Source organism: Raineyella antarctica (assembly GCF_900092135.1).
GTDB classification, from domain to species: Bacteria; Actinomycetota; Actinomycetes; order Propionibacteriales; family Propionibacteriaceae; genus Raineyella; species Raineyella antarctica.
This window is the reverse complement of sequence record NZ_FMYF01000006.1, coordinates 199,045-224,878: the sequence shown is the minus strand read 5'-3', so window position 1 is coordinate 224,878 and position 25,834 is coordinate 199,045. Positions and strand designations below refer to the sequence as shown.

At 70.2% G+C, this 25,834-nt stretch carries 19 protein-coding genes and 1 pseudogene; 12 read left to right on the top strand and 8 right to left on the bottom strand.

The window, feature by feature from the left end:
- Positions 1-31 precede the first annotated feature (31 nt).
- Complete coding sequence (locus GA0111570_RS11165; protein ID WP_092610837.1) at positions 32-1,021, bottom strand: malate dehydrogenase; 990 nt, start codon at positions 1,019-1,021, stop codon at positions 32-34.
- 139 nt (positions 1,022-1,160) lie between these two features.
- Positions 1,161-2,030, bottom strand: a complete 870-nt coding sequence (gene purU, locus GA0111570_RS11160) for a formyltetrahydrofolate deformylase (RefSeq protein ID WP_092611006.1) — start codon at positions 2,028-2,030, stop codon at positions 1,161-1,163.
- 297 nt (positions 2,031-2,327) lie between these two features.
- On the opposite strand from purU, the gene GA0111570_RS11155 reads away from it, so the two are divergent.
- The gene (locus GA0111570_RS11155; protein WP_217634118.1) at positions 2,328-4,049 is read left to right on the top strand and encodes a phospholipase C; all 1,722 of its coding nucleotides are present in this window, start codon (positions 2,328-2,330) and stop codon (positions 4,047-4,049) included.
- Positions 4,050-4,222: 173 nt separating this feature from the next.
- On the opposite strand, the gene folP is transcribed toward GA0111570_RS11155, so the two are convergent.
- Entirely contained in the window at positions 4,223-5,104 is an 882-nt protein-coding gene (folP, locus tag GA0111570_RS11150) for a dihydropteroate synthase (RefSeq protein ID WP_245703143.1), read from the bottom strand.
- 133 nt (positions 5,105-5,237) lie between these two features.
- On the opposite strand from folP, the gene GA0111570_RS11145 reads away from it, so the two are divergent.
- The 6 genes and pseudogenes from GA0111570_RS11145 to GA0111570_RS11120 all read left to right on the top strand — a co-directional run bounded on the left by GA0111570_RS11145 (position 5,238) and on the right by GA0111570_RS11120 (position 12,660).
- Entirely contained in the window at positions 5,238-6,647 is a 1,410-nt protein-coding gene (locus GA0111570_RS11145) for a hemolysin family protein (RefSeq protein WP_281245203.1), read from the top strand.
- Positions 6,644-7,903 (top strand): aminoglycoside phosphotransferase family protein, encoded by a 1,260-nt coding sequence (locus GA0111570_RS11140; protein ID WP_092610831.1) that lies wholly within the window; start codon positions 6,644-6,646, stop codon positions 7,901-7,903. Before GA0111570_RS11145 ends, GA0111570_RS11140 begins: the two co-directional genes overlap by 4 nt.
- A 95-nt stretch (positions 7,904-7,998) precedes the next feature.
- Positions 7,999-9,591 (top strand): acyl-CoA mutase large subunit family protein, encoded by a 1,593-nt coding sequence (locus tag GA0111570_RS11135; RefSeq protein WP_092610828.1) that lies wholly within the window; start codon positions 7,999-8,001, stop codon positions 9,589-9,591.
- A 128-nt stretch (positions 9,592-9,719) separates the two neighbouring features.
- Positions 9,720-11,030, top strand: a complete 1,311-nt coding sequence (locus GA0111570_RS11130) for an amidohydrolase (RefSeq protein WP_092610826.1) — start codon at positions 9,720-9,722, stop codon at positions 11,028-11,030.
- Positions 11,027-11,422 (top strand): annotated as a pseudogene (locus GA0111570_RS11125) (cytidine deaminase); the annotation flags it as partial. The gene GA0111570_RS11130 and the pseudogene GA0111570_RS11125, both read left to right, overlap by 4 nt.
- Positions 11,423-11,574: 152 nt before the next feature.
- Entirely contained in the window at positions 11,575-12,660 is a 1,086-nt protein-coding gene (locus GA0111570_RS11120; RefSeq protein ID WP_092610820.1) for an adenosine deaminase, read from the top strand.
- A 16-nt stretch (positions 12,661-12,676) separates the two neighbouring features.
- Here the strand turns inward: GA0111570_RS11120 and GA0111570_RS11115 are convergent, their stop codons facing one another.
- On the bottom strand, positions 12,677-13,195 hold the full coding sequence (locus GA0111570_RS11115) for a hypothetical protein (protein ID WP_092610817.1): 519 nt from the start codon (positions 13,193-13,195) through the stop codon (positions 12,677-12,679).
- A gap of 74 nt (positions 13,196-13,269) precedes the next feature.
- Between GA0111570_RS11115 and metG the strand changes: the two genes are divergently transcribed.
- Both metG and GA0111570_RS11105 read left to right on the top strand, forming a co-directional pair.
- Positions 13,270-15,090 carry a methionine--tRNA ligase gene (metG, locus tag GA0111570_RS11110; protein WP_217634117.1) on the top strand — a complete coding sequence of 607 codons (1,821 nt, stop codon included), beginning with the start codon at positions 13,270-13,272 and terminating at the stop codon, positions 15,088-15,090.
- Between the two features lie 471 nt (positions 15,091-15,561).
- Entirely contained in the window at positions 15,562-16,572 is a 1,011-nt protein-coding gene (locus GA0111570_RS11105) for a hypothetical protein (protein WP_139283220.1), read from the top strand.
- Positions 16,573-16,772: 200 nt separating this feature from the next.
- On the opposite strand, the gene GA0111570_RS11100 is transcribed toward GA0111570_RS11105, so the two are convergent.
- Positions 16,773-18,113, bottom strand: coding sequence for a purine-cytosine permease family protein (locus tag GA0111570_RS11100; protein WP_092610809.1), 1,341 nt, complete (start codon positions 18,111-18,113; stop codon positions 16,773-16,775).
- 315 nt (positions 18,114-18,428) lie between these two features.
- On the opposite strand from GA0111570_RS11100, the gene GA0111570_RS11095 reads away from it, so the two are divergent.
- Positions 18,429-18,821 (top strand): DUF485 domain-containing protein, encoded by a 393-nt coding sequence (locus tag GA0111570_RS11095; RefSeq protein ID WP_175557455.1) that lies wholly within the window; start codon positions 18,429-18,431, stop codon positions 18,819-18,821.
- Positions 18,821-20,455, top strand: coding sequence for a solute symporter family protein (locus GA0111570_RS11090; protein ID WP_092610803.1), 1,635 nt, complete (start codon positions 18,821-18,823; stop codon positions 20,453-20,455). Before GA0111570_RS11095 ends, GA0111570_RS11090 begins: the two co-directional genes overlap by 1 nt.
- A 208-nt stretch (positions 20,456-20,663) precedes the next feature.
- Here GA0111570_RS11090 and GA0111570_RS11085 read toward each other — a convergent pair whose 3' ends face one another.
- The 3 genes from GA0111570_RS11085 to GA0111570_RS11075 all read right to left on the bottom strand — a co-directional run bounded on the left by GA0111570_RS11085 (position 20,664) and on the right by GA0111570_RS11075 (position 24,296).
- Entirely contained in the window at positions 20,664-21,644 is a 981-nt protein-coding gene (locus tag GA0111570_RS11085; protein ID WP_092610800.1) for a CPBP family intramembrane glutamic endopeptidase, read from the bottom strand.
- Between the two features lie 97 nt (positions 21,645-21,741).
- Entirely contained in the window at positions 21,742-23,451 is a 1,710-nt protein-coding gene (locus GA0111570_RS11080; RefSeq protein WP_092610797.1) for a phospho-sugar mutase, read from the bottom strand.
- On the bottom strand, positions 23,448-24,296 hold the full coding sequence (locus tag GA0111570_RS11075) for a purine-nucleoside phosphorylase (RefSeq protein WP_092610793.1): 849 nt from the start codon (positions 24,294-24,296) through the stop codon (positions 23,448-23,450). Before GA0111570_RS11075 ends, GA0111570_RS11080 begins: the two co-directional genes overlap by 4 nt.
- 81 nt (positions 24,297-24,377) lie before the next feature.
- Between GA0111570_RS11075 and GA0111570_RS11070 the strand changes: the two genes are divergently transcribed.
- Positions 24,378-25,796, top strand: coding sequence for an NAD(P)H-quinone dehydrogenase (locus GA0111570_RS11070; protein WP_217634116.1), 1,419 nt, complete (start codon positions 24,378-24,380; stop codon positions 25,794-25,796).
- The last annotated feature ends 38 nt before the right edge of the window (positions 25,797-25,834 follow it).

Sequence of the window (25,834 nt, the reverse complement as noted above, 5' to 3'; positions counted from 1 at the left end):
GTACCCGCCCCCTCGTGTGCCGGATCGGGGGTCAGACCAGCCCGAGCTCGTGGACCGCCTGGCGCTCGTTCTCGAGCTCCGCGATCGTCGCGGCCAGCTTGGCCTTGCCGAAGGCGCTGAACTCCAGGCCCTGGACGATCTCGTACTCGCCGTTGCTCGTGGTGCACGGCATACCGCAGATCAGGCCCTCGGGGATGCCGTACGAACCGTCGGACGTCACGCCCATGGTGACCCAGTCGCCGGCGGGGGAGCCGACCAGCAGGTCGTGCATGTGGTCGGCCGTTGCGTTCGCCGCCGAGGTGGCGGAGGAGGCGCCGCGGGCGTCGATGATCGCCCCGCCACGCTTGGCGACGGTCGGGATGAACTCGTTCTCCATCCAGTTCGTGTCGTTGACGACCTCGACGGCGGGACGGCCGGCGATCGTCGCGTGGGTGATGTCGGGGTACTGGGTGTCCGAGTGGTTGCCCCAGACCGCGAGCTTGCGGATGTCGGTGACGGCCGCACCGGTCTTCTTCGCCAGCTGCGACAGGGCCCGGTTGTGGTCCAGGCGCATCAGCGAGGTGAAGCGGGTGGCCGGGACGTCCGGGGCGTGGGTGCGGGCGATCAGCGTGTTGGTGTTGGCCGGGTTGCCGGTCACCAGGATGCGGACGTCATCGGCGGCGTGGTCGTTGATCGCCTGCCCCTGGGGGGCGAAGATAGCGCCGTTGGCGGCGAGCAGGTCGGAGCGGTTCATTCCCTTGCCGCGGGGACGGGCGCCGACGAGGAGGCAGATGTTCGCTCCGTCGAAGGCGACGTTCGGGTCGTCGCTCATCACGATGTTGCTCACCAGCGGGGAGGCACAGTCGTCGATCTCCATCGCCACGCCCTCGAGCGCCTTCATCGCGGGGGCGATCTCCAGCAGGCGCAGCTCGACCGGGGTGTCCGGGCCGACAAGCTGGCCCTGGATGATGCGGAAGAGCAAGCTGTAGGCAATGTGACCGGCACCGCCGGTGACGGCCACCTTCACTGGGGCTTGGGACACTGTCTTCTCCCTCGTCGGAGTTCGTGCGGATCCGGGTGGTCCGCACGACCGACGCTAGCACTGGGGGGACCGGGCCCGACGACCCAGGGGCCCCTCACCCGGCAGGCCTGCAACAGGGTGCGGCTGCGACCCCGAGGCGCTACTGGAAGACGATCGTACGGACCCCGTCGAGCAGGACGCGATGCTCGGAGAACAGCCGGACGGCCTCCGAGAGGGTTCGCGACTCCTCGTCCTGGCCGATCGCCATCAGCTGGTGGGGGGAGGCGGAGTGGTTCACCCGGACCACGTTCTGCTCGATGATCGGGCCCTCGTCGAGGTCGGCCGTCACGAAGTGGGCGGTCGCGCCGATCAGTTTCACGCCACGGGCATGCGCCTGGCGGTAGGGATTGGCGCCCTTGAAGCCCGGCAGGAAGGAGTGGTGGATGTTGATCGCCCGGCCCTTGAGGAAGTCGCACAGCTCGGGGGAGAGGATCTGCATGTAGCGGGCGAGGACGACCAGTTCGATGCCCTGCTCCTCGACGACCTGCATCACCCGGTGCTCGAAGTCGGTCTTGTTCTCGGCGACCACGTAGTGCGACTCGAACGGCACGCCGTAGAACTCGGACAGCTCGCGCAGGTTCTCGTGGTTCGACAGCACCAGCGGTACCTGGATCGCCAGGTGCCCACTGTGGCGGCGGTAGAGCAGGTCCTGCAGGCAGTGCCCGGCCTTGGAGGCGAGCACCAGGGTCTGGACCGGGCGCCCCACCACGTCGATCTGCCAGGTGGCGTCGAGCTCGCGGGCGACCGGCGCGATCTGGCTCAGGATGGCGTCCTGCGGCAGCGCCGTGGCGAACTGGAGTCGGAGGAAGAAGTTGCCGGTGTCCAGGCTGGAGAACTGCTGCAACTCGGTGATGTTGCCCTCGGCGGCCACGACGGCGCCGCTGATCTTGTACACGATGCCGGGGCGATCCTTGCAGCTCAGGGTGATCACCCACTGGTCGGCGATCTCGTCGAGGGCTGGCACATGCATCCGATCGGTCACCCGGACAGGCTAGCCGACCGGTCCGGGTGCAGGCGCGGTCGGGGACGAGGGGATCCGTACGACCCGTCGGGGCGTACGAAGAAATCGTCGACCCTGAAACGTAGGTGAAGATTGCCAGAGGATGGACTGAGAGATTCTCCGGACCCTGTGGGTTGCGGCAACGTTCGGGGAACGAGGCATGAACTCCTGCCCAATCATCCCTCCGGGGACTGCCGCCGGGGAGGGCGCGGAGCGTAACTTCGCGCCCGGCCGGACATTCCGGCCGCGTGACACGAGGAGCAACCCATGTCCACTCGACGGCAGCGCATGCTGGCCGGTGCGGGGGCGATCTGCCTGGCGGCCACCGCGTTCGGCGGTGCCCAGGCCTTTGCCACCACCGGTTCCCCGGCAACCGCAGGGGGCGGCGCCACCACCACCCCGATCAAGCACGTGGTGGTGATCTTCCAGGAGAACGTCTCCTTCGACCACTACTTCGCCACCTACCCGAACGCCGCCAACACCGCGGGTGAGACCCTGCAGGGCTCCGGCACGGCGGCACCCTCCTTCCAGGCCCGTCCCGGCACCTCGAAGCACATCGACACGCTCCAGTCCGCCGGCATGCTGGCGCCGAACAACCCGAACTCCGTCCAGCCCTTCCGGCTGTCCCCGTCCCAGGCAGTCACCTGCGACCAGGACCACAACTACCTGGCCGAGCAGAAGGCTTACAACGGCGGCGCGATGGACAAGTTCGTCGAGAACACCACGCGCGACAACTGCAGCTCCACCCCCCACGCGTACGGCCGCAATGGCCTCGTGATGGGCTACTACGACGGCAACGCCGTCACCGGGCTGTGGAACTACGCCCAGCAGTACGCGATGAGCGACAACTCGTACAGCACCACCTTCGGCCCCTCCACGCCCGGTGCACTGAACCTCGTCTCCGGCCAGACCCACGGGGTGCACGAGTGGTCCACCGACGGCGCCACCGAGGTCAAGCCGACCGCCAGCGACTACACCGTGCGCGTCCCGAACGCCAACGGTGTCGGCACCGTGACCGGGGACCCCGACCCGGTCTACGACGACTGCTCGAACAACTCGCACGCCACCGGGCACACCCTGGCGTCGATGGACGGCAAGAACATCGGCGACCTGCTGAACGACAAGGGCGTGAGCTGGGGCTGGTTCCAGGGCGGCTTCCGGCCCACCAGCCCCGCCACCTCCAGCTCACCGGCCGCCTGCCTGGACTCGCACACCAACGTCGCCGGCAACACGGTGACCGACTACTCGCCGCACCACGAGCCGTTCCAGTACTACCGGTCGACGTCCAACCCGCACCACCTCCCCCCGGCCAGCCCGGCGGAGATCGGCCACAACGGCCAGGCCAACCACCAGTACGACCTGACCGACTTCAACGCCGTGGTCAACACCGACGACATGCCGGCCGTGAGCTTCCTCAAGGCGGGGATGTACCAGGACGGCCACGCCGGCTACTCCGATCCGCTGGACGAGCAGACCTTCATCGCGAAGACGGTCAACGAGATCCAGCAGTCGAAGAACTGGAAGGACACCGCCGTCGTCATCGCGTACGACGACTCGGACGGCTGGTACGACCACGCCAAGGCCCCGGTCGTCAACGCCTCCACCTCGGCCGACGACGCGGCCTGGTGCAAGGACGCCGCGGCCAACGGCGTCGCGGTGATGGGTGGCTACCAGGACCGCTGCGGGTACGGGCCGCGCCAGCCGCTGCTGGTCGTCTCCCCGTACGCGAAGACGAACTACGTCGACCACACCCTGACCGACCAGACCTCGATCCTGCGCTTCGTCGAGGACAACTGGCAGACCGGCCGGATCGGCGACAGCTCCTTCGACGCGAAGGCCAACGCCATCGACGGCATGTTCAACTTCGGGCATGCGCTGGCCCCGAAGGTCCTGCTCGACGAGCAGAACGGCACCATCGCCTCGCTGACCCCGGCCAACGGCCAGGGTCGGGCGAAGGGGCTGCAGCCGACCCGCCCGGGTCGCAGCTGACCCACGCCCCGGGCCCGCCACGGCGGCCCGGGAGTGATCGCCACCTGGGGCGGGTGGCCGGGAGCGATCCCGGTCACCCGCCCTCGTCGTCCGCGCCGTCGCCGTGGGCTGCTGTCACCGGCAGCGGTCCGCGCTGTCGGCTGCGGTCCCTGCGCTTCTCCCGGGCCCGGCCGTCAGAGGTTGTGGCGCTCGTACGCCGGCTCGCGCGTCCCGGCGATCGCGGCACACATCCGTACGGTGTCGACCGCGGCCCGCGCATCGTGCATCCGGATCACCCGGGCCCCCTGCTGGATGCACCAGGTCGCGGCCACCACCGAACCGAACGTGCGCTCCTCACGGTCGTGGCCCAGGGCCTCGCCGATGAAGTCCTTGTTGGACACCGCGGCGAGCGTCGGCAGGCCCAGGGCAACCACCTCGCCGAACCGCCGGGTCAGCTCCAGGGTGTGCCGGGTGTTCTTGTTCAGGTCGTGGCCCGGGTCCAGGATGACCTGCTCGTCGCGTACGCCGAGGTCACGGGCCCGTTCGAGCCGATCGGCCAGGAACGCGACCACTTCGGTGACGACGTCGTCGTAGCGAGGTCGGGGATGGTGCACGTGGGGCGCGGCGAGGCTGTGCGTGATGATCAGCGTCGCACCCGTGTCGGCGGCGAGTTCGGCCAGGCCGGGATCGGCGAGCCCGGAGGTGTCGTTGATCACCGAGGCGCCCGCGGACAGGGCCCGCTCGGCGACGCCGACCCGGGTGGTGTCGACGGAGATGACCACGTCGCTGGCGGCGGCCACCCGCTCGACGACCGGGACCACCCGGTCGACCTCCTCCGCCTCGCTGACCTCGGGGGTGTCCGGGCTGAACGGCATGCCGCCGATGTCCACCCAGTCGGCCCCCGCGTCCGCCGCCGACAGCGCCGCGGAGACGGCCGCGTCCAGCTCGTACGTACGGCCGCGGTCCCAGAAGGAGTCCGGGGTGCGGTTGACCACGGCCATCACCGCGGCCTGGCGGTCGAAGTCGAACGCGCGGCGTCCGATGGTGCGGCGGCCGAACCGCGGGAGAGTCGTCACGCCCTGATTCAAACAGAATCCCCGCCAGATCGGCGGTGCGTCCGGCAGCGGCAGGCAGAACGTCCACCGCGTCGGAGGGGCCTGATCCCTATGATGGGCGCGTGCATGCCGTTCACGACAGGGGCAGTCTCCTGTGAGCCCACTCGCCCGCGAGATACTGCTGGTCCTCTTCTTCACCATCTGCGGCGGGTTCTTCGCCGCTGCGGAGATGGCACTGATCTCGCTGCGGGACAGCCAGATCAAGCGGCTGCGCACCAGGGGACGCCGTGGCCAGCGGGTCGGCCAGCTGGCAGCCGATCCGCAGCGGTTCCTGTCGGCGGTGCAGATCGGCGTCACCCTGTTCGGCTTCCTGTCCTCCGCCTTCGGTGGTGCCACGATCGCCGGGCGACTCTCCCCGCTCCTGATGCGGCTGGGCCTGCCCGACGGGATGGCGGACACCGCGGCCCTGGTCGTGATCACCATCCTGATCTCCTACCTCTCGATCGTGCTGGGCGAGCTCACCGCCAAGCGGCTCGCCATGCAGCGCGCGGAGACCTTCGCGATGGCGCTGGGCCCCACGGTCGACGGCATCGCCCGGGCCCTGACGCCGGTGATCTGGCTGCTCGAGGTCTCCACCAACGCCGTCATGCGGCTGTTGGGCGGACGCCCGGACGCCTCCCGCGAGGAGGTCACCGACGAGGAGATCCGCTCGATGGTCTCGGACTCCTCGACCTTGGGCGCCGAGGAGCGCCGGATCCTCGACGACGTCTTCGACGCCGGCGACCGGTCCCTGCGCGAGGTGATGGTGCCCCGCACGGAGGTCGACTTCCTGCCCGGCGACACCCCGACCTACAAGGCGGTCCGGGAGCTCAGCGGTGCCCCGCACTCGCGCTACCCGGTCACCGGCGCCTCCGCCGACGACGTGCTGGGCTTCGTCCACGTACGGGACCTGTTCGACCCCGGCTGGTCGCAGCGCGCCACCCCGGTGGAGGAGTTGGTCCGTCCGATCGCCAACTTCCCGCAGACCGTCAACGTCCTCTATGCCCTGGCCGAGATGCGCCGGGTGTCCAGCCACATGGCCATCGTCCGGGACGAGTACGGCGGAACCGCGGGCATCGTCACGATGGAGGACCTGGTCGAGGAACTCATCGGCGACATCACCGACGAGTACGACATCGTCGAGAAGGAGGGGCCGATCTCGCCCGACACCAGGGAGATCGACGGACTCACCTCACTGGAGGACTTCGAGGACGAGACGGGCCTGAGCCTGCCGGAGGGGCCGTACGACACCCTCGCCGGCTGGTTCATGTCCTGCATCGGGGCGATCCCCGAGGTCGGAGACAGCTACGACGCGGTGCTCCACCCCGTCGAGGACCCGAGCCAGACCCGCCCGGTCACCCTGAGCGTGCTGGAGATGGACGGCCGCCGCGCCGCCCGCTTCCTGCTCGCCCCCACCAAGCCGAAGGGTGCGGGCGCGGCCCGGGTCGCCGCGGGCGACGAGCCCGTCGCGACCCAGCCCACCCAGGGTCCCGCCCAGCCCGATGGGGAAGGATCGACGCCATGACGATGGACGAGGACGGCGGGCTGCTGCTCAGTTCCCGTGCCGTGGGCGACGTGCTGGTCGCCGCGGTCCACGAGGCCGGCGGCACCCTGCTGCGCTGGCGGATGGACCACGTCGACCACCAGCCCGGACGGGGCACCACCGCCACGTACCGCGCCCACGTCGCCTGGGACTGGGGCGAGGCGACCGAGATCGTCGGGGTGACCGCCCGGGTGGGTGGCGCGGACGCCGGCGACCGGGCCAGCGAGCGGGTGTACCACGATGCCGAGGGCCACGAGGTGACCGTCTGGATCTACCCGGCCGACCCCGAGCTGCCCGGACTGGCCAGCGCCGCGTACGCCGAGGGCGTCGCCGAACTGGTGAACGACCACGGGTTGTGGATCCCGCAGGGCGGTGCGCTGGCGGGGAAACGGCCGTACGTCTCGCCCGGCGACATCCGCCTCGACGTCGTCGGCTACCGTCCTCGCCAGCGCGCGGTGCTGCGTGCCGACGTGCACGTGGGGGAGGAGATGCGCCGCTTCTACCTGAAGGTGCAGACGGCCGAGGAGGCGATCCAGACGGTCGGCCAGCACCGGCTGCTGCGCGGGGCGGGGATCCCGGCCCCGGAGGTGCTCGCCCTGACCGAGGACTCGGTGGTGGTGCTCGAGGGGCTGCCTGGTCGTCCCCTCACCAGTGCGCTGTTCCGGGAGGACTTCCCCTGCTCCGCCGAGGAGCTGATCGCCGTCCTGGACGCGTTCCCGCCCGTGGTCGCCCGGCTGCCGCGGCGACTGCCGTGGACCGAGTCGGTGCACTACTACGTCGGCGTGGTGGCCCGCGCCCTGCCGGAGCTCGAGCCGCGGCTGCTGTGGCTGGCCGACCAGGTCAGCCAGGGGCTGGCCGGCCTCCCGGCGGGGGAGGAGGCCACCCATGGGGACTTCCACGAGGGCCAGGTGCACGTGTCCGGCGGCCGGGTGTGCGGCATCCTCGACATCGACGCGATCGGCCCCGGCCGGAGGGCGGACGACCTCGGCTGCCTGCTGGCCCACCTGTCGACGATCCAGCGGATGGACGCCGCCCAGGCGGCCCACCTGCAGGGGCTGCTGGAGGCCTGGACCCCGGTGTTCGACCGCCGGGTCGACCCGACCGAGTTGCGGCTGCGTGCGGCAGGGGTGGCGATCAGCCTGGCGACCGGCCCGCACCGCAGCCAGGAGGCCCAGTGGCGCGAGGAGACCATCGCCATCATCAGCGCCGCGGAGGCCCTCGTCCGGCAGAGCGGGTGACCTGGGTCACCGGCCGTCAGGACCCTGTTGCACGGTGTTGAGAAGTGGGGGGAGCGGCCGCACGACCTGGACCGCCCGACGGTAGGCTCAGCCGCATGAGTGGAATTGGTGAGACCGAATCCGGGACTCCCTTCGAGGCGCTGTACACGGCTGAGTCGCTGGACGGATGGGATCCGGCCAGCCAGTTGGGTAGCCCGGGGGAGTACCCGTACACGCGTGGCGTGTACCCGAAGATGTACACGACCCGGCCCTGGACGATGCGCCAGTACGCCGGCTTCGGTACGGCCGTGGAGTCCAACGAGCGCTACAAGTCGCTGATCGCGGCCGGCACGATGGGCCTCTCGGTGGCCTTCGACCTGCCGACGCAGATGGGCTACGACTCCGACGCGCAGATCTCGCGCGGCGAGGTGGGCAAGGTCGGCGTCGCGATCGACTCGATCGACGACATGCGCATCCTGTTCGACGGCATCGACCTGGGCAAGGTCTCCACCTCGATGACGATCAACGCCCCCGCCGCCGTGCTGCTGCTGCTCTACCAGCTCGTCGCCGAGGAGCAGGGCACCTCGGCCGACCTGCTGACCGGCACGATCCAGAACGACGTGCTCAAGGAGTACATCGCCCGCGGCACCTACATCTTCCCGCCGTCGCCCTCGCTGCGGCTGATCTCCGACATCTTCGCCTACTGCCACGACAACATCCCGAAGTGGAACACCATCTCCATCTCCGGGTACCACATGGCGGAGGCCGGCGCGACGCCCGCCCAGGAGGTCGCGTTCACCCTGGCCGACGGCATCGCGTACGTCGAGGCGGCACTCAAGGCCGGTCTGCAGGTCGACGACTTCGCGCCGCGACTGTCCTTCTTCTTCGTGGCCCGCACCACCCTGATCGAGGAGGTCGCGAAGTTCCGTGCGGCCCGTCGCGTGTGGTCGAAGATCATGAAGGAGCGCTTCGGCGCCCAGAAGCCGAAGTCGCAGATGCTGCGCTTCCACACCCAGACCGCCGGCGTGCAGCTCACCGCCCAGCAGCCCGAGGTCAACCTGGTCCGTGTCGCGGTGCAGGCCCTCGGTGCCGTCTTCGGTGGTACCCAGTCGCTGCACACCAACTCGTTCGACGAGGCGATCGCGCTGCCGACGCCGAAGGCGGCCCGCCTCGCCCTGCGCACCCAGCAGGTGATCGCGTACGAGTCCGACATCTGCCGGACCGTCGACCCGTGGGCCGGTTCGTACGTGGTGGAGAAGCTGACCGACGACCTCGAGGCCGAGATCTGGAAGCTGATCGGCAAGATCGACGAGATCGGTGGCGCGGTCAAGGCGATCGAGCAGGGCTTCCAGAAGGCCGAGATCGAGGACTCGGCGTACGCGTACGCCCAGGGCATCGACTCCGGCGAGCGCGTCCAGGTCGGCGTGAACAAGTTCACGATCGAGGCGGAGGAGAAGTACGAGCCGCTCCGCGTCGACCCGACCATCGGCGCCCAGCAGGCCGAGCGCCTGAAGAAGCTGCGGGACGACCGCGACAGCGCGGCAGTCGAGGCGGCACTGGCCAAGATCAAGGCCGCCGCACAGGGTGACGAGAACCTCCTCTACCCGATGAAGGAGGCCCTGCAGGCCAAGGCCACCATCGGCGAGGTCTGCAACTCCCTGCGCGACGTCTGGGGCACCTACACCCCCAGCGACGCCGCTGGCTCCTGATCCCGGCCGTCCGGCGGCCACCGGACACACGAGGCGGGTCGTCATCCATGCGATGGCGGCCCGCTTTCGTACGCCCGACCCGCCCAGTGGCCCTGCCCGCCACGTATCCACGGGGCTAGGCTGGCCCAATGACAGCCGCACCCACCACGCACGAGGGCGATCCCGGTCCCGCCATCGCCGCGGCCTCCGCGGCGCTCAGCGAGCGGATGATCGCCTTCCGCCGGGACCTGCACTCGCACCCCGAACTGGGCCACGCCGAGCGGCGTACGACCCAGCGGGTGGCTGATTCGCTGGCCGCGCTGGGACTGGAGCCCCAGGTCCTGCCGGTGGGCACCGGACTGACCTGTGACATCATCGGCGACGGCTGGGACCCGAGCAGGGGGATGGTGGCGCTGCGTGGCGACATGGACGCCCTGCCGCTGACCGATGCCAAGGACGTCTCGTACGCCTCCAAGTACGCCGGCGTCACCCACGCCTGCGGCCACGACGTGCACACGACCGTGGTGCTCGGCGTCGGCCACGTGCTGGTGGACCTGCGGAACAGGGGCCTGCTGAAGACCGCGGTCCGGCTGGTCTTCCAGCCGGCCGAGGAGTCGACGCCCAGCGGTGCCCCCGACGTGATCCGGGCCGGTGCGCTGGAAGGGGTCCGCGAGGCGTACGCCCTGCACTGCGACCCCCGTACGACCGTCGGGCAGATCGCGGTGAAACGCGGTGCGATCACCTCCGCCGCGGTGAAGGTGAACGTCAACCTTCGGGGGACCGGCGGGCACACCTCGCGCCCGCACCTGACCGCCGACATCATCGGAGCCCTGGGCTCGATCGTCACCCAGACGCCGTTCCTGCTGTCGCGGCGGATCGACCCGCGCAGCGGAGCCTCGCTCATCTGGGGCCGGATCGCGGCCGGCAGCGTCGAGAACGCGATCCCGCGCACCGGCGAGGTCGGCGGCACCCTGAGGGTGCTGGACGTGCCCGGCTGGAAGAAGGCGGTCGCCGTGCTCCCGGACCTGATCAGTTCGATCGTCGCGCCGTTCGGGGCGGAACTGGACATCGACATCGACCCGGGCATCCCGCCGACCGTCAACGACCCGCGGGGCGTGGCCCGCCTCGTCGACGCCGCCGAGCGCCAGCTCGGCGCCGACTCCGTCGCCCGCACCGCCCAGTCCCTCGGTGGTGAGGACTTCGCCTGGATCCTGCAGGCCGTCCCGGGCGCCATGGCGCGGCTCGGCGTCCGTCCCCGCGGCGTCGCCGAGGCGGACTGGCCCGACATCCACCAGCCTGGGTTCGACGTCGACGAGGAGTGCATCCAGGTCGGTGTCCGGGTGCTCAGCCGCCTGGCGGCCACGCCGATCCACTACCACGACCCGCTGCCCGCGCCGCGTACGCCCGCCGAACGCGGCGTCGCCGACCATGCCGCCGCCCCCTCCGGCGGGAAGAGATGACCGCCGTCGACTGGGCCGGTCTCCACCGGGCCGCCCAGGCCGCCTGTGCCCGGGCGTACGCGCCCTACTCGACGTTTCCCGTCGGGGCCGCCGCGCTCGTCGACGACGGCCGGATCGTGGCCGGCTGCAACGTCGAGAACGCGTCCTACGGGATCGGACTGTGCGCCGAGTGCGGCCTCGTGTCCGCCTTGGTCGCCGGAGGCGGCGGCCGCCTGGTGGCCCTGGCCTGCGTGGACGCGACCGGTGGGCCCTTGATGCCGTGCGGTCGCTGCCGGCAGCTGCTCTGGGAACATGCCGCTGAAGACATGCTGGTCGACAGCAGTGACGGACCGATCCCGATGGCCGACCTGCTGCCGCGCGCCTTCGGCCGTTCCGACCTTGACCGGGTCGCGGCCGCCGGGGCCGGCAGCACTGACGCCCGCCACGAGCAGGGTCAGGCCCCTATCGGCCGGGACCCGCGTAACCCCGATCCGCGCGACACTGCCGCGCTCTACCGGGCGGTAGCCTCACCGTCGCCCGACACCTTCGACCCTGAGGACCTTCGATGACGACGACCGCGGCGACCCGCGCCCTCGACCCCGCACACCTGCGCGCGCTGCCCAAGGTCGCCCTGCACGACCACCTCGACGGCGGTCTGCGTCCACGTACGCTGTCGGAACTCGCCGCCGCGGTCGACCACCGGCTGCCGGCCGACTCACCCGCCGCACTGGCCGACTGGTTCTTCGACGCCGCCAACTCCGGGTCGCTGGAGCGCTACCTGGAGACCTTCGACCACACCGTGGCCGCGATGCAGACCGAGGAGGCGCTGCACCGAGTGGCGTACGAGTTCGTCCTGGACCAGGCCGACGACGGCGTGGTGTACGCCGAGGCGCGCTGGGCGCCCGAACAGCACCTGCAGCGCGGCCTGACCCTGGACCGGGCGGTCCGGGCGGTGGGCCGGGGACTGTCCGACGGCATGGCTGCCTCGCGGCGCGACGGCCACCCGATCATCGTGCGGCAGCTGGTCACCGCGATGCGGCATGCCGACCGCGGCCTGGAGATCGCCGAGCTCGCCGCCAGGCACGAGGACGACCTGGTCGCCGGCTTCGACATCGCCGGCGCCGAGGCCGGGTTCCCGCCCAGCCGCCAGCTCGAGGCGTTCCGGTACCTGGAGCAGCGGGGGATCCCCTACACCATCCACGCCGGTGAGGCCGTCGGGCCTGAGTCGGTGCGCGAGGCCGTCGAGGTCTGCCACGCCGACCGGATCGGCCACGGGGTCCGGATCATCGAGGACATCGACCTGGCCGGGGCGGTCCCGGTGCTCGGGGAGACCGCGACGATGGTCCGTGACCGCGCGATCCCGCTGGAGGTGTGCCCCTCGTCCAACCTGCAGACCGGTGTTGCGGCGCGGATGGCCGACCACCCGGTCGACGCGCTGCACCGGCTCGGGTTCGAGGTGACCATCTCCTGCGACAACCGGCTGGTCAGTCGTACGACGCTCAGCCGTGAGTACGCCCTGCTGGTGGACACCTTCGGATGGACCCTCGGCGACATCCGTGCCACCGTCGACCGCGGGGTCCGGGCGGCGTTCGTGGACGCCGACACCAAGGACCGGATCGCCGAGCACGTGGAGATGACCTGGCCCAGGTGAGCCAGGGTGGCGAGGCTCAGGCCGCAGGCCGGTGACGCGGCCGGGTGCCGTTGCCGAGGCTGGCCCGGCCCTCGGACAGCTCGACCACGGCCTGGCCGAGGTCGCCCCGGTTCGCGTCGGTGACGACCACCGGCCACTGCATGGCAGGGGAGCCGGAGGACGACAGCTCCAGGTAGCTGGCGGACCTGTGCAGCCAGTTCAGCTCGAAGTCGCCCCACTCACGGTCGATCCGATCTGTGCCGGCCCCGGGATCCAGGTGTACGCCGGTGCGGTCCAGGGTGAAGAGCACCGGTGGCCCGTCCTCGTGGATCGGTGTCTCGCGCTTGGACCGGAAGGACAGCCCGGCGCCGATGCCCAGCACGACCAGCAGGATGCCGGGTACGACGCTGGTGTGGCTGTCACCGAGGAACGAGGCGAAGATCAGCCAGGCGCCGCCTCCGATCCCGATCAGGATGGACCCGATCAGGCCGATGCGGCTGTTGCGCCGCATGTCCGCCCAGCGCCTGCGGTCGATGTGCACCACGAAGCTGTCCATGTGCCGAGTATGTCAGGCGCCCCGGTACCGATGGGCCCGGTGCGCCCGCGAGGGTGTTCCGGCGGCGCGAGCGGATGCGCGCTGGCGATAGGGTTGTCCCCATGACATCCTCCCGTGTGCTCACCGCTGTTGCCTGGCCGTACGCCAACGGTCCTCGTCACATCGGACACGTGTCCGGGTTCGGCGTCCCGGCCGACGTCTACTCGCGGTACATGCGGATGAGCGGCCACGACGTGCTGATGGTCTCCGGCACCGACGAGCACGGCACCCCGATCTCGGTCCAGGCGGAGAACGAGGGTGTGCCGGTCCGCGAGCTGGCGGACAAGTACAACCGGGTCATCGTCGAGGACCTGCAGGGCCTTGGGCTGTCGTACGACCTCTTCACCCGTACGACCACGCTGAACCACTACCGGGTGACCCAGCAGATGTTCCTCTCGCTGCACCGCAACGGGTACGTGGTGGCGAAGGCCGCCCGCGGCGCGATCAGCCCCTCCACCGGTCGTACGCTGCCCGACCGCTACATCGAGGGCACCTGCCCGATCTGCGGCTACACCGGGGCCCGCGGCGACCAGTGCGACAACTGTGGCAACCAGCTGGACCCGATCGACCTGATCGACCCGCGCTCGCGGATCAACGGCGAGACGCCGGAATTCGTGGAGACCGAGCACTTCTTCCTCGACCTGCCCGCGCTGGCCGAGTCCCTGTCGGAGTGGCTGAAGACCCGCGAGGACTGGCGTCCCAACGTGATCAAGTTCTCCCAACACCTGATCGACGACCTGAAGCCGCGCGCCATCACCCGCGACCTGGACTGGGGCGTCCCGGTCCCGCTGGAGGGCTGGCGCGACGAGCCGATGAAGCGGCTGTACGTGTGGTTCGACGCGGTGATCGGCTACCTGTCGGCGTCGGTCGAGTGGGCCGCGCGGATCGGTGACCCCGAGGCGTGGAAGAAGTGGTGGCAGGACCCGGAGACGGTGGCCTCCTACTTCATGGGCAAGGACAACATCGTCTTCCACTCGGTGATCTGGCCGGGCATCCTGCTCGGGCACAACGGCCAGGGCGACCGTGGCGGTGAGCCCGGCGCGTTCGGGATCCTGGAGCTGCCGACCGAGGTCGTCTCCTCGGAGTACCTGACGATGAGCGGCTCGAAGTTCTCCTCCTCGCGCGGCCACGTGATCTACGTCGGTGACTTCCTGCGCGAGTTCGGTCCGGACACGCTGCGCTACTTCATCGCCGTCGCGGGCCCGGAGAACCAGGACACCGACTTCACCTGGGAGGAGTTCGTCCGCCGCAACAACACCGAGCTCGCCGCCCAGTGGGGCAACCTGGTGAACCGTGCGGTGTCGATGGCGCACAAGAACGTCGGTGCCGTCCCGGCCCCCGGTGAGCTGGCCGACGTGGACCGCAGGATCCTGGACGCCTCGAAGGCGGCCTTCGACACCGTCGGGAAGGCGCTGTCCCACAGCCACTTCAAGCAGGGCATCTCCGAGGTGATGCGGATCGTCGGGCTGGCGAACCAGTACCTGTCCGAGACCGAGCCCTGGAAGCTCAAGGACGATCCGGCGCGCCGCGACACGATCCTGTGGACGGTGCTGCAGGTGGTGTCGGACTGCAACGTGATGTTCACCCCGTTCATGCCGCACGCCTCGCAGAAGATCTTCGAGATGCTCGGCGGCGAGGGGGTCTGGGCGGCACTGCCCGAGATCCGTACGGTCTCCGAGGAGGGTGGCCCGGACTATCCGGTGCTGATGGGCGACTACGCGTCCGCGCAGGCGGTCTGGGCCTCCCAGCCGCTCGCGGCGGGCATCCCGCTGACCAAGCCCGAGCCGCTGTTCACCAAGCTGGACGACAAGCTGGGGGAGACCGGCCCCGACTGGGCCCCGATCCTGCACGACTGAGCCCTGGCGGCTGCGGCGCGCCTGGTTGGGGTGGGGGGCGGCGTCTGCTCGGGTGGACCAGTACCGGTGCCCGTGCCCGTACCAACGCCCCCGCGGACGTTGTTGCGCACCCGCGGATCGGCAGGTATCCGCGGGGACTTACGAACGTCCGCGGCCGTAGCAGGGCCGGGGAACGGAACGGGGCCAGCACCAGGGTCTTGGTGGGTTGGCGGGCCTGAAATGGCCAGTGGCTAACGATGTGTGCCGAGCTGAGCGACCGCACGCGCCCCCATCGGCCACACGGGTGTTGTCCGGGACCCCCGCATGTGTTGTCCGGGACCCCCGCATGTGTTGTCCGGGACCCCCGCAGGTGTTGTCCGGGACCCCGACGGTGTTGTCCGCGATCCCGACAGTGTCGTCCGTTCGCCCCGACGTGTTGTGGGAGGTGTTGTCATGGGCGTGTCGTGCCCGCAGAGCAGGTGGGATGATCGCGTGGATACCGAGAAGACCGCGTCGAGACGGACATCAGATCTGCCCTCAGGGCGCCTGCTGACACCGCGGACCGTTGCACCGCTGGGGCTCACGGCCCATGAGCTGCGATCAGCACACCGCCTGGGCCAGATGGTGCGGCTCCGGCGCGGGGTCTATGCCAAGACGGCAGACCTCGACCCGGTCCAACGTCATCATCTTCGCATCCTGGCTGCCAAGGACCTGCTCGACGAGTCGGCCGTTCTCAGTCACGTATCAGCTGCGGTCTGGCGTGGCCTCGACGTGCCGTGGGCGATGATCGACGACCGGGTCCATGTCACGCGGGGGATTGCGGGCGGCAGCATCCGCGAACGCTTGGCCACCCATACCGGGCAGGTACCCGATGACCAGTGGACGGTCATCGATGGCCTTCGTGTGACGACAGTGGCGAGGACAGTGGTCGACCTTGCTCGAGTCAGCGAGGTGAAACCGGCGGTGGCCCTGGCCGATCGTGTCCTGAGACAGGACGGGGCGGATGCCTCCCGCACCGAGATGCAGAGGATCCTGGGCCAGTCCAAGGGCCGGAGGGGTGTGGGACAAGCGCGGTGGGTAGTGGGCTTTGCTGACCCCCGCGCAGAGAGCGGTGGTGAGTCGGTGAGCCGGGTCGTCCTGGAGTCCTTGGGCGTCCCGACACCTGAGCTTCAGTTCGAGGTGCGTACGGTTCGCGGCGCTCTCATTGGCCGAACAGACTTCGCCTGGCCACGCCACCGGACGCTGGGAGAATTCGACGGGCGGGTGAAGTACCGACGCCTTCCAGCAGCCAACGGTGAGGATCCCGGGGAGGTCGTCTTCCGCGAGAAGCGGCGCGAGGACCGACTGCGGGCGGCCGGCTGGGAGGTGGTGCGGTGGACCTGGGATGAGCTGGCCCGGCCGGAGGAATTGGAGCAGGAGCTGCGGCAGGCCTTCCTGCGTGGCGAGCAGCGGTGGGGGGCCGACACCTCCGACCCGGGAAGTGCTCGAGCACGCGGACGCTAGTGGATTCCCGCGGACATGAGGGTATCCGCGGCTAGGCATGAAGGTCCGCGGGAAGGACTCGAGCACGGGGGAGGTCCGCGCCGACGCCATAAGGTCCGCGGGAAGTTGTCCAGAAGCTCCCGGAACACGCGCCGAGGTCCGCGGGAACCCTTCGTGGGGCTCCCGCAGACCTTCGGGTGTGCCGGCTGTGGGGCCGGGACTCAGGCCCGGCGGCGCTCCAGCTGGCCCAGACCGGCCATCACGATGCCGGACACCAGGATCGCGCCGACCGAGGAGCCGAGCCAGGAGGGAGCGACGAAGCCGAGGCCGGCGGCGAGTCCGGCCCACAGCGAGGACCAGCCGGGGATGTCACCGGGGTAGATCAGCTGGTAGGCCACGAAGCCGGCGAGCCAGGCCACGACAGGCACCCAGCGGAAGGGGGCACGATCGGAGACGTCCCACTGACCGCGGCGGATCAGGGCGAAGTCCACCACTGCGACGGTGAACAGCGGCACGAAGAACGAGCCGATGAGGAACAGGAAGCTCTGGTAGCGGGAGAAGTCCATCAGCCCGGCCAGGAGCGTGGCGATCACTCCGATGACCACCGAGATGATCCGGCGGTCGAGGTTCGGCAGGATGTTGTGGACGGACATGGTGGTCGAGTAGATGTTCGCGAAGGCCTCGTCCACCTCGTCGACCATCAGCAGGAACAGCGCGATCCCGCCGGCCGGCAGGGCGACCAGGGCGCCGATCAGCTTCGCGTCGGACAGGTCGCCGGTCAGGTGCGCGACGGCGAGGACGCCCAGGGCGTAGTACGCGATCGCCGCGAGGCCGTATCCCACCCCCGCACCGATGAACGCGGCGCTGGTGGACCGCGAATGCCGCGAGTAGTCCGCCGCCAGCGGGGCGAACGAGACCACACCGGCGACGGCGAGGTCGACACCGGGCCAGAAGCCGATCACGCCGGACTGGTCGATCGGGTGCACCGGCTGGCGCAGGACCACCACGAACAGGTAGACCGAGCACAACAGCACGAGCCAGACCATCACCGTACGCAACAGCTTGGCCGAGCCGAGCGGTCGGATCGCCATCACCGTCGTGACGATGCCAGTGAGCACGACGAACGGCCACCGCCAGTCGCTGCCGAGGATGGAGGCGGCCGTGGTGGAGATCACGATGATCTCCATCGTTCCCCAGCCGATGTTCTGCAGGATGTTCAGGATGGTCGGCACGACGGAACCGCGCCGGCCCAGCAGGCCACGCAGGGCGACCATCGAGGGCGCGCCGGTGACGGCGCCGAAGGTTGCCGAGCCCCCCAGGATCAGGGCGCCGATGAGGCAGCCGACCACCGTGGCCAGGATGCCGCCGGCGACGGTCCCGACCGACAGGCCGATCAGGGCGCCGGTCAGCGGCCCGAAGAGCGAAATGCCCAGGTTGCCCCAGAGTGCGGTCTGCGCCCAGACCCCGAACGTACGGGGCGGCTCGGTGCTCAGCGTCAGCGGCGCCTCGGAGGCCTTGGGTCCCGCGTCCGGGCTCGTCAATTGCTGCGAATCAACAGTCATGGAGCTTCTTCTCCCTACGCCGGCATGACCCGGTCAGGTTCGTCCGGTCGATCGACCCGCCTTGCGGCACTCGACCCTCTCAGCCCGCCATATGGCGCGGACTCCCGTGGATAATCCCCCCGAGGTTATCACGGCCCCCTGGCTTATGTTTGTGACCGGAATCACAAGCATTGGGTCCGTAGGTGTATTGACCTGAGACCCAGCTGATGGGATATTTTGCAGCATCTACAACGGGGAAATTCTCCCCGCTGATCATGAGGAGCGACAATGACGCCGCACACCCATTCACCGCTACACACCGGTCCAACACCGGAAGTGGAGGCGAACCTCCCCAAGCACCATGCGCCCCTCCCGGAGATCTGGGACAAGGATCGCGAGGGAGCCCACGACCCGAGCGGGATCGACTTCGTCGCGGTGCAGAACTCGGCGGAGTACCGCGAACTGCGCAGTTCCTTCACGCGATTCGCCTTCCCGATGGTGACCATCTTCGTCGGCTACTACTTCGTGTTCGTGCTGCTCGCGACGTACGCCCCCAAGGTGGTGGGTGCCCGGATCGGCGACAGCTACATCCCCTGGGGCGTGCCGCTGGGCCTGCTGGCCTTCGCTTCCACCTGGTTCGTGACCTGGGCGTACGTCCGCCACGCCAACAAGAACCTCGATCCGCGATCGACCGCGCTGCGTGAGCGCCTGGAGAAGGGCGAACTCTGATGCTGACCTTGCTCGAGACCGCCCAGACGGGCAACCCGATCATCAACATCTCCATCTTCGCGGTCTTCGTGATCGCGACCCTCTCGGTCGTCATCGGCGTCAGCCGCAACGCCGACAAGAAGGCCGCCTCCAGCTTCTACACCGGTGGCGGAGGCTTCTCCGGCCGCCAGAACGGCCTCGCCATCACCGGCGACTACCTGTCGGCGGCCGCCTTCCTCGGCGTCACCGGCGCCATCGCCATCAACGGCTTCGACGGCTTCCTCTACTCGGTGGGCTTCTTCGTCGCCTGGATCATCGCGCTGACCCTGGTCGCCGAGCCGCTGCGCAACACCGGCCGCTACACCATGGCCGACGTGCTCTCGTTCCGGATGTCGCCCAAGCCTGTCCGGACGGCAGCAGCCATCTCGACGCTCGCCATCTCGTTCTTCTACCTGCTGGCGCAGATGGCCGGCGCGGGTGGACTGGTCGCCCTGTTGCTCGGCGTCAAGTCCACCATCGGCCAGAACCTCGTGATCGTCGTCGTGGGTGCCATCATGATCGCCTACGTGCTCATCGGCGGCATGAAGGGCACCACCTGGGTGCAGATGATCAAGGCGGTGCTGCTCGTCTCGGGCGCCACCATCATGGCGCTGTGGGTCCTCGTCTACGCGAACTTCAACGTGTCGGGCCTGCTGCGTGAGGCGATCGCCCACCACACCGGTGGTGAGGCGATCATCCGGCCGGGCCTGCAGTACGGCAAGGACTGGGCGACCAAGTTGTCGTTCATCTCCCTGGCCATCGCGCTGGTGACCGGCCCCTCCGGCCTGCCGCACGTGCTGATGCGGTTCTACACGGTTCCGACCGCCAAGGAGGCCCGTCGTTCGGCCGTGTGGGCGATCAACATGGTCGGCCTGTTCTTCATCGTCACCTTCATCCTGGGCTACGGCGCCATCTGGCTCGTCGGCCAGGGCGCCGGTGGGATGGGCAACGAGATCATCGCCGGTGCTCCGGGCAAGGCCAACGCCGCGGCACCCCTGCTGGCGCTCCAGCTCGGCGGTGAGGTGATGATGGGCATCATCTCCGGTATCGCGTTCGCCACCATCCTGGCCGTCGTCGCCGGTCTGACCATCACCGCCTCGGCATCGTTCGCGCACGACATCTACAACAGCGTCCTCAAGGACGGCAAGGTCGACGCGGGCTCCGAGGTGCGGGTCGCCCGGATCACCTCGGTCATCATCGGCGTCCTCGGCGTCGTCGGCGGCATCTTCGCCAACGGCCAGAACATCGCCTTCCTGATCTCGCTGGCCTTCGGCGTGGCCGCGGCCGCGAACCTGCCGGCCATCCTGTTCACGCTGTACTGGCGGAAGTTCAACACCCGAGGCTCGGTCTGGTCGATCTACACCGGCCTGATCACCTCGATCGTGCTGATTGCTTTCTCCCCGGCGATCTCAGGCGCCAAGTCGGCGTTCTTCCCGCACGCGGACTTCGCGTGGTTCCCGCTGACCAACCCGACCATCGTGGCGCTGCCGTTGGCGTTCCTGATGGGCTGGATCGGCACGATGACCGCCAAGGAGAAGGCCGACCCGAGGCTGCAGGCCGAGATGGAGGTCCGCTCCATGACCGGTCTGGGCGCCGGCGAGGCCCTCGTCCACTGATCCCGACAACCCCGACCACAGGGCCCGGACCGATCGTCGGTCCGGGCCCCTGTGTCGTGTCGGCCCCTATGCAGTGTTGGCCCCTATGCAGTGTTGGCCCCTATGCAGTGTTGGCCCCGGTGTCGTGTCGGCCCCAGTGTGTCGGCCCCTGTGCACAACGCGTCGTCTGGATCGCGGCTGTCGTGCGGTGCCAGGTGTATCGGGCGGGTCAGGGCGTGAGGTACGACGGCTCGGCCTGGGGTGCGGTGTCCCGGGCCGAGGCAGAGCGGCGGCGTCGCTCCCAGATCGGGGCCACCACCAGGCGGCGACGTACGAGGAGCACCGCCAGGCCGACCGTCCACACCAGCATCACCGCCACTGTCACCGGGCTCGCCTCCGGACCGAAGCTGCCACCGGACAGCCAATCGGGTCCGACCGGCTCCGAGACCAGCAGCCCGAGCTCGTTGCCACCGCTGCCCGACACCACCGCGCCGAAGAGCATCCCCTGGGTGAGGTTCCAGGCGGCGTGCAGTCCCATCACCACCCACAGTGAACGGGTGAGCGTGTAGAGCAGCGCGAACGACAGCCCCGCCTCGAGTGCGATGGCAATGGCTCCCCACAGGCTGCCGTCCGGGTTGACCAGGTGCAGCAGTCCGAACAAGGTGCCGGACACCACCGCCGACCCCCAGGTGCCCAGTCCCTGCTCGACCAGCCGGTGCAGCCCGGCCCGGAGCAGGATCTCCTCCACGACGCCGGCCATCAGGCCCATCGTCAGGGCCGGGACCAGCCAGGGTCCGGCGGTGTCGGTGCCGGTGATCCGGTAGACCCCGGTCAGCAGCAGGATCCCGAAGCACACAGTGAAGAGCGCCACCCCGAGCAGCAGTCCCCACAGCACCCCGCTCCATCGACCCGGGTCGAGCTCGAAGGGTCGGCGTCGACCGTCGACGGCACGCGCCATGATGAGGTAGCCGAGCACCGCACCGACGACCATCAGGACGATCAGCCAGGCGTCCGACGAGCCGGAACGGGATGCGACCGCCGCACAGAGCTGCATGAGTCCCAGCACGAGGACGGCCATCAACACAGCCCGCACCACCGGGTTGTGCCGGAATCGTCGCGAACCGGAGGGTGAGTCGGGCCCCAGACCATCCGGGCGCAGCGGAGAGGAGGCGAGGGAAGGGGGCAGGGCGGGGCGAGCCGGGATGTCCATGCCCCCAAGTCTCGGATCCGCCGGGGTCGCTCCGGCCTGGATCCGGCGCCGCCTCCGGGCGGGTTCCGGGCACCCCTGAGGCACGGTGAGCGGGTCCTCAGCCCAGGCCGAGCGCCTCCGCGACCTCGGTCCGCAGCACCCGGAGTCGTCCGGCGGCCAGTATCCGTGCGGCCTCGAGGTCGACCGATGCCTCCGGTGCCGACCGGACCTCCAGGTAGCACTTCAGCTTCGGCTCGGTGCCGGACGGTCGCACGACGACCCGAAGCGTACCGCCCTGGAGCACGACGGCATCGGTCGCCGGAAGGTCCGCCGTACCCGCAGCCAGGTCGGTGACGGTCAGCGGCTCACCGCCCAGCGTGGCCGGCATCGAGGTCCGCAGACGCTGCATCGCCCCGCTGATCACCTCGACCCGGTCGGACCGGAAGGCCAGCTGGTCGGTGGCGTGCAGCCCGTGGGTGCGCATCACGTCGTCGAGCAGGTCGGTCAGCGTACGACCCTCGTCGGCCAGCCTGCCGGCCAGGTCGAGCACCCGGACCAGCGTGGTGATGCCGTCCTTGTCGGCGACCGCTGCCGGGTCGCAGCAGTACCCCAGGGCCTCCTCGTAGCCGTAGACCAGGCCGGGCACCCGGCCGATCCACTTGAAGCCGGTCAACGTGGTGACGTACGGGGCCCCGGCCGCGCGGGCCATCGTGGCGAGCAGGGTGGAGGAGACCACCGAACTGGCGTACGTGCCGGCAACGCCACGGCGCAGCAGGTCCGCCCCGAGCAGCGCTCCGAGCTCGTCCCCGCGCAGCATCCGCCAGCCCTCCGGGCGGGGCACGGCGACCGCGCACCGGTCGGCGTCGGGGTCGTTGGCGACCACCAGGTCGGCCCCGACCTCCCGGGCCAGGCCCATCGCCAGGTCCAGTGCCCCGGGCTCCTCGGGGTTGGGGAAGGCCACGGTCGGGAAGTCCGGGTCCGGATCGGCCTGCGCCTCGACCACGGCCGGCTCCGGCAGGCCGGCGGCCCGGACCACCCGGCGGACGGTGGCCAGCCCGACCCCGTGCATCGGCGTATAGACCCAGCGCAGCCGGCGGGAGGCGGACGCGGACAGCGCCGCGGGCAGTGCGGCGACCAGGCCGGCGGCGCGGGCGACGTAGCCGTCGAGCAGCTCCGGTCCGGCGTCCCGCCAGTCGTCGGACCGGGGGAGTGTCGCCAGCGGGAGGGCGCCGGCCTCGGCGATCCGGGCCGCGATCCGGGCGTCGGCGGGCGGCACGATCTGGGAGCCGTCGCCCAGGTAGACCTTGTACCCGTTGTCGGGGGCGGGGTTGTGCGAGGCGGTCACGACCACGGCTGCGACGCAGCCGAGGGCACGGATCCCGTACGCCACGACCGGGGTGGGGATCGGTCCGTCCACCAGCAGGACGTCGAGGCCGTGGCCGGCGATGGTCGCGGCGGTGTCCCGGGCGAACGCCGCGGAGCCGTGCCGGGCATCGTGGCCGACCAGCACCGGACCGGCGGAACGGCCCGTGTCGAGCAGGTAGCGGGCCAGGCCGGCACTGGCCCGGATCACCACCACGCGGTTCATCCGGGCCGGGCCGGGCCCCATCGGGCCGCGCAGCCCTGCAGTGCCGAACTCCAGCGGACCGGAGAAGGCCCCCCCCAGCTCCGCCAGCGCGTCGGCGTCACCATCGCGGACCCGGACCAGCAGGTCGTCGAGTTGCCCGACCGTACGCGGATCGGGATCCTCGGCCCGCCAGGCGGTGGCCTGCGCGAGGAGCCGCTCCCGGTCCCGGTCCGGGGCGGGGCCTGGACCCTGGCCGCTCATCCCAGCACGCCGACCAGGTCGGCCAGCAGGGCGCGCAGCTGCGGCTCCGCCTCGTGGCCGGCGGCGATCACCTCGGCGTGGTCGAGCGGGTGGTCGGCGATACCCGCCGCCGGATTGGTGACCAGGGACAGGCCCAGCACCTCCAGGCCGGCCTCGCGTGCCGCGATCGTCTCCAGTGCCGTCGACATGCCGACCAGGTCGCCACCGATCCGGCGGGCGTACTCCACCTCGGCCGGGGTCTCGTACTGGGGGCCGCGGAACTGTACGTAGACACCCTCGTGCAGGTCGGTCCGGACCGCTGCCAGGGCAGCGCGCAGCCGCGGTGAGTAGGCGTCCGACATGCTCACGAACGACGTGCCCAGCAGCGGCGTGGCACCTGTCAGGTTGATGTGGTCGCGGATCACCACCGGGGTGCCGGGCAACCACTCGGGGTGCACCGAGCCACAGCCGTTGGTCAGGACCAGGGTGGTCGCCCCCGCGGCCGCGGCGGTCCGGACGCCGTGCACGACCGCCTCCACCCCGCGGCCCTCGTACAGGTGCGTCCGGCCGGTGAAGAGCAGGGCGGTCGCCCCGGCGGGCGTACGCACCGCGACGACCTCGCCGCCGTGCCCGGGGACGACCGGGGCGCTGAAACCGGGCACCCGTTCCAGCGCCACGGCGGCGATCTCGGTGCCGATGGCGTCGCGGCCACCGGACCAGCCGGACCCGAGCACGACCGCCAGGTCCGCCCGCTCGATCCCGAGGGCCTCGCGCAGCGCATCCGCCGCCGTCACGGCGGCCTCATGGGCGGTCTGCGACCCGGCGGCGGTGAGCGCGTCCCGGGCGTCGTAGGTGTCGCGGCTCATGGGCCGAGTCTGTCACGTCCTTGTGGCACGCGGCAGGCGACCGGGACGCACCGACCCCGCACTCATGGAAGAATGCCCGATGTGACCAAGGTTGTGATTCTCGGCGGTGGCCCAGGCGGATACGAAGCGGCGCTGGTAGGTGCCCAGCTCGGCGGGGAGGTGACACTGGTCGACAGCGACGGGATCGGTGGATCGGCCGTCCTCACCGACTGCGTGCCCTCCAAGACCCTGATCGCGACGTCCGACGTCCTGTCGGCGATGAGCGAGGCGACCGGTCTGGGGCTGCATCCCGCGAACGGCGCCGACGACCTCTCCGGCACGGTGATCACCGACCTGGGTGCGATCAACACCCGCGTGCTGCACCTCGCCCAGGCCCAGTCCGGCGACATCGCCACCCGGCTGGTCGAGGAGGGCGTCCGGATCGTCCGCGGCCGTGGCCGCCTGGTCAGTGTCGGCACCATCGTCGCCACCACCAGCCTCGGCGAGGAGCGGCTGGAGGCCGACGTGGTCCTGGTGGCCACCGGCACCCACCCCCGCGTACTGCCCGACGCCATCCCCGACGGGGAGCGGATCCTGGACTGGACCCAGGTGTACAACCTGACCGACCTGCCCGAGCGGCTCATCGTCGTCGGCTCCGGTGTCACCGGCGCGGAGTTCGCCAACGCGTACGACGCCCTGGGCGTACCGGTCGTGCTGGTCTCCTCGCGCGACATGGTGCTGCCGGGCGAGGACCCCGACGCCGCCCGGGTGCTGCAGGACGTCTTCGAGCGCCGGGGCATCGAGATCATCAGCCAGGCCCGTGCGATGTCCGCCCGTCGCGAGGGTGACGGCGTCGTGGTCGGCCTGGAGGACGGCCGCGAGGTCCGCGGCTCCCACGTCCTGATGGCCGTCGGCTCGATCCCCAACACCGCCGGCATCGGCCTGGAGGAGGCCGGCGTCACGCTGGACAAGCGCGGTTACGTGACCGTCGACAAGGTCTCGCGGAGCTCGGCCCGGGGCATCTACGCGGCCGGTGACTGCACCGGCGTCTTCGCGCTCGCCTCCGTCGCCGCCATGCAGGGACGGATCGCGATGTGGCATGCGCTCGGCGACGCCGTGCCCCAGCTCAAGCAGGACACCATCGCCTCGAACATCTTCACCGCACCCGAGATCGCCACCGTCGGGGTCACCCAGAAGGACGTCGACGAGGGCCGGTCCACCGCCGACGTCCTGATGCTGCCGCTGGCCTCGAACGCCCGCGCGAAGATGCAGGAGTTCACCGACGGCTTCGTGAAGCTCTTCTGCCTGCCGATCACCGGGATCATCGTCGGTGGCGTGATCGTCGCACCGACCGCCTCCGAGCTGATCCACGCGGTCTCCCTGGCAGTCTCGCAGCGGATCACCGTCGACGACTTCGCGCACGCCTTCACGGTGTACCCCTCACTGTCCGGATCGGTCGCCGAGGCGGCCCGCCGCCTGCACAACCACGGCAAGATGGCCACCGCCGAGCTCACCAACTGACCCTGGTCCCCGTACGACCCCGAGAAGGGCCCTCCCGC

Bases quoted from the DNA above. Each gene is read 5' to 3' on its own strand.
- GA0111570_RS11120 (WP_092610820.1), top strand. From the start codon at position 11,575: ATGACGACGACCGCGGCGACCCGCGCCCTCGACCCCGCACACCTGCGC.
- GA0111570_RS11135 (WP_092610828.1), top strand. From the start codon at position 7,999: ATGAGTGGAATTGGTGAGACCGAATCCGGGACTCCCTTCGAGGCGCTG.
- GA0111570_RS11090 (WP_092610803.1), top strand. From the start codon at position 18,821: ATGCTGACCTTGCTCGAGACCGCCCAGACGGGCAACCCGATCATCAAC.
- GA0111570_RS11085 (WP_092610800.1), bottom strand. From the start codon at position 21,644: ATGGACATCCCGGCTCGCCCCGCCCTGCCCCCTTCCCTCGCCTCCTCT.
- GA0111570_RS11155 (WP_217634118.1), top strand. From the start codon at position 2,328: ATGTCCACTCGACGGCAGCGCATGCTGGCCGGTGCGGGGGCGATCTGC.
- GA0111570_RS11130 (WP_092610826.1), top strand. From the start codon at position 9,720: ATGACAGCCGCACCCACCACGCACGAGGGCGATCCCGGTCCCGCCATC.
- GA0111570_RS11100 (WP_092610809.1), bottom strand. From the start codon at position 18,113: ATGACTGTTGATTCGCAGCAATTGACGAGCCCGGACGCGGGACCCAAG.
- purU (WP_092611006.1), bottom strand. From the start codon at position 2,030: ATGCATGTGCCAGCCCTCGACGAGATCGCCGACCAGTGGGTGATCACC.
- GA0111570_RS11140 (WP_092610831.1), top strand. From the start codon at position 6,644: ATGACGATGGACGAGGACGGCGGGCTGCTGCTCAGTTCCCGTGCCGTG.
- GA0111570_RS11075 (WP_092610793.1), bottom strand. From the start codon at position 24,296: ATGAGCCGCGACACCTACGACGCCCGGGACGCGCTCACCGCCGCCGGG.
- GA0111570_RS11080 (WP_092610797.1), bottom strand. From the start codon at position 23,451: ATGAGCGGCCAGGGTCCAGGCCCCGCCCCGGACCGGGACCGGGAGCGG.
- metG (WP_217634117.1), top strand. From the start codon at position 13,270: ATGCGCGCTGGCGATAGGGTTGTCCCCATGACATCCTCCCGTGTGCTC.
- GA0111570_RS11115 (WP_092610817.1), bottom strand. From the start codon at position 13,195: ATGGACAGCTTCGTGGTGCACATCGACCGCAGGCGCTGGGCGGACATG.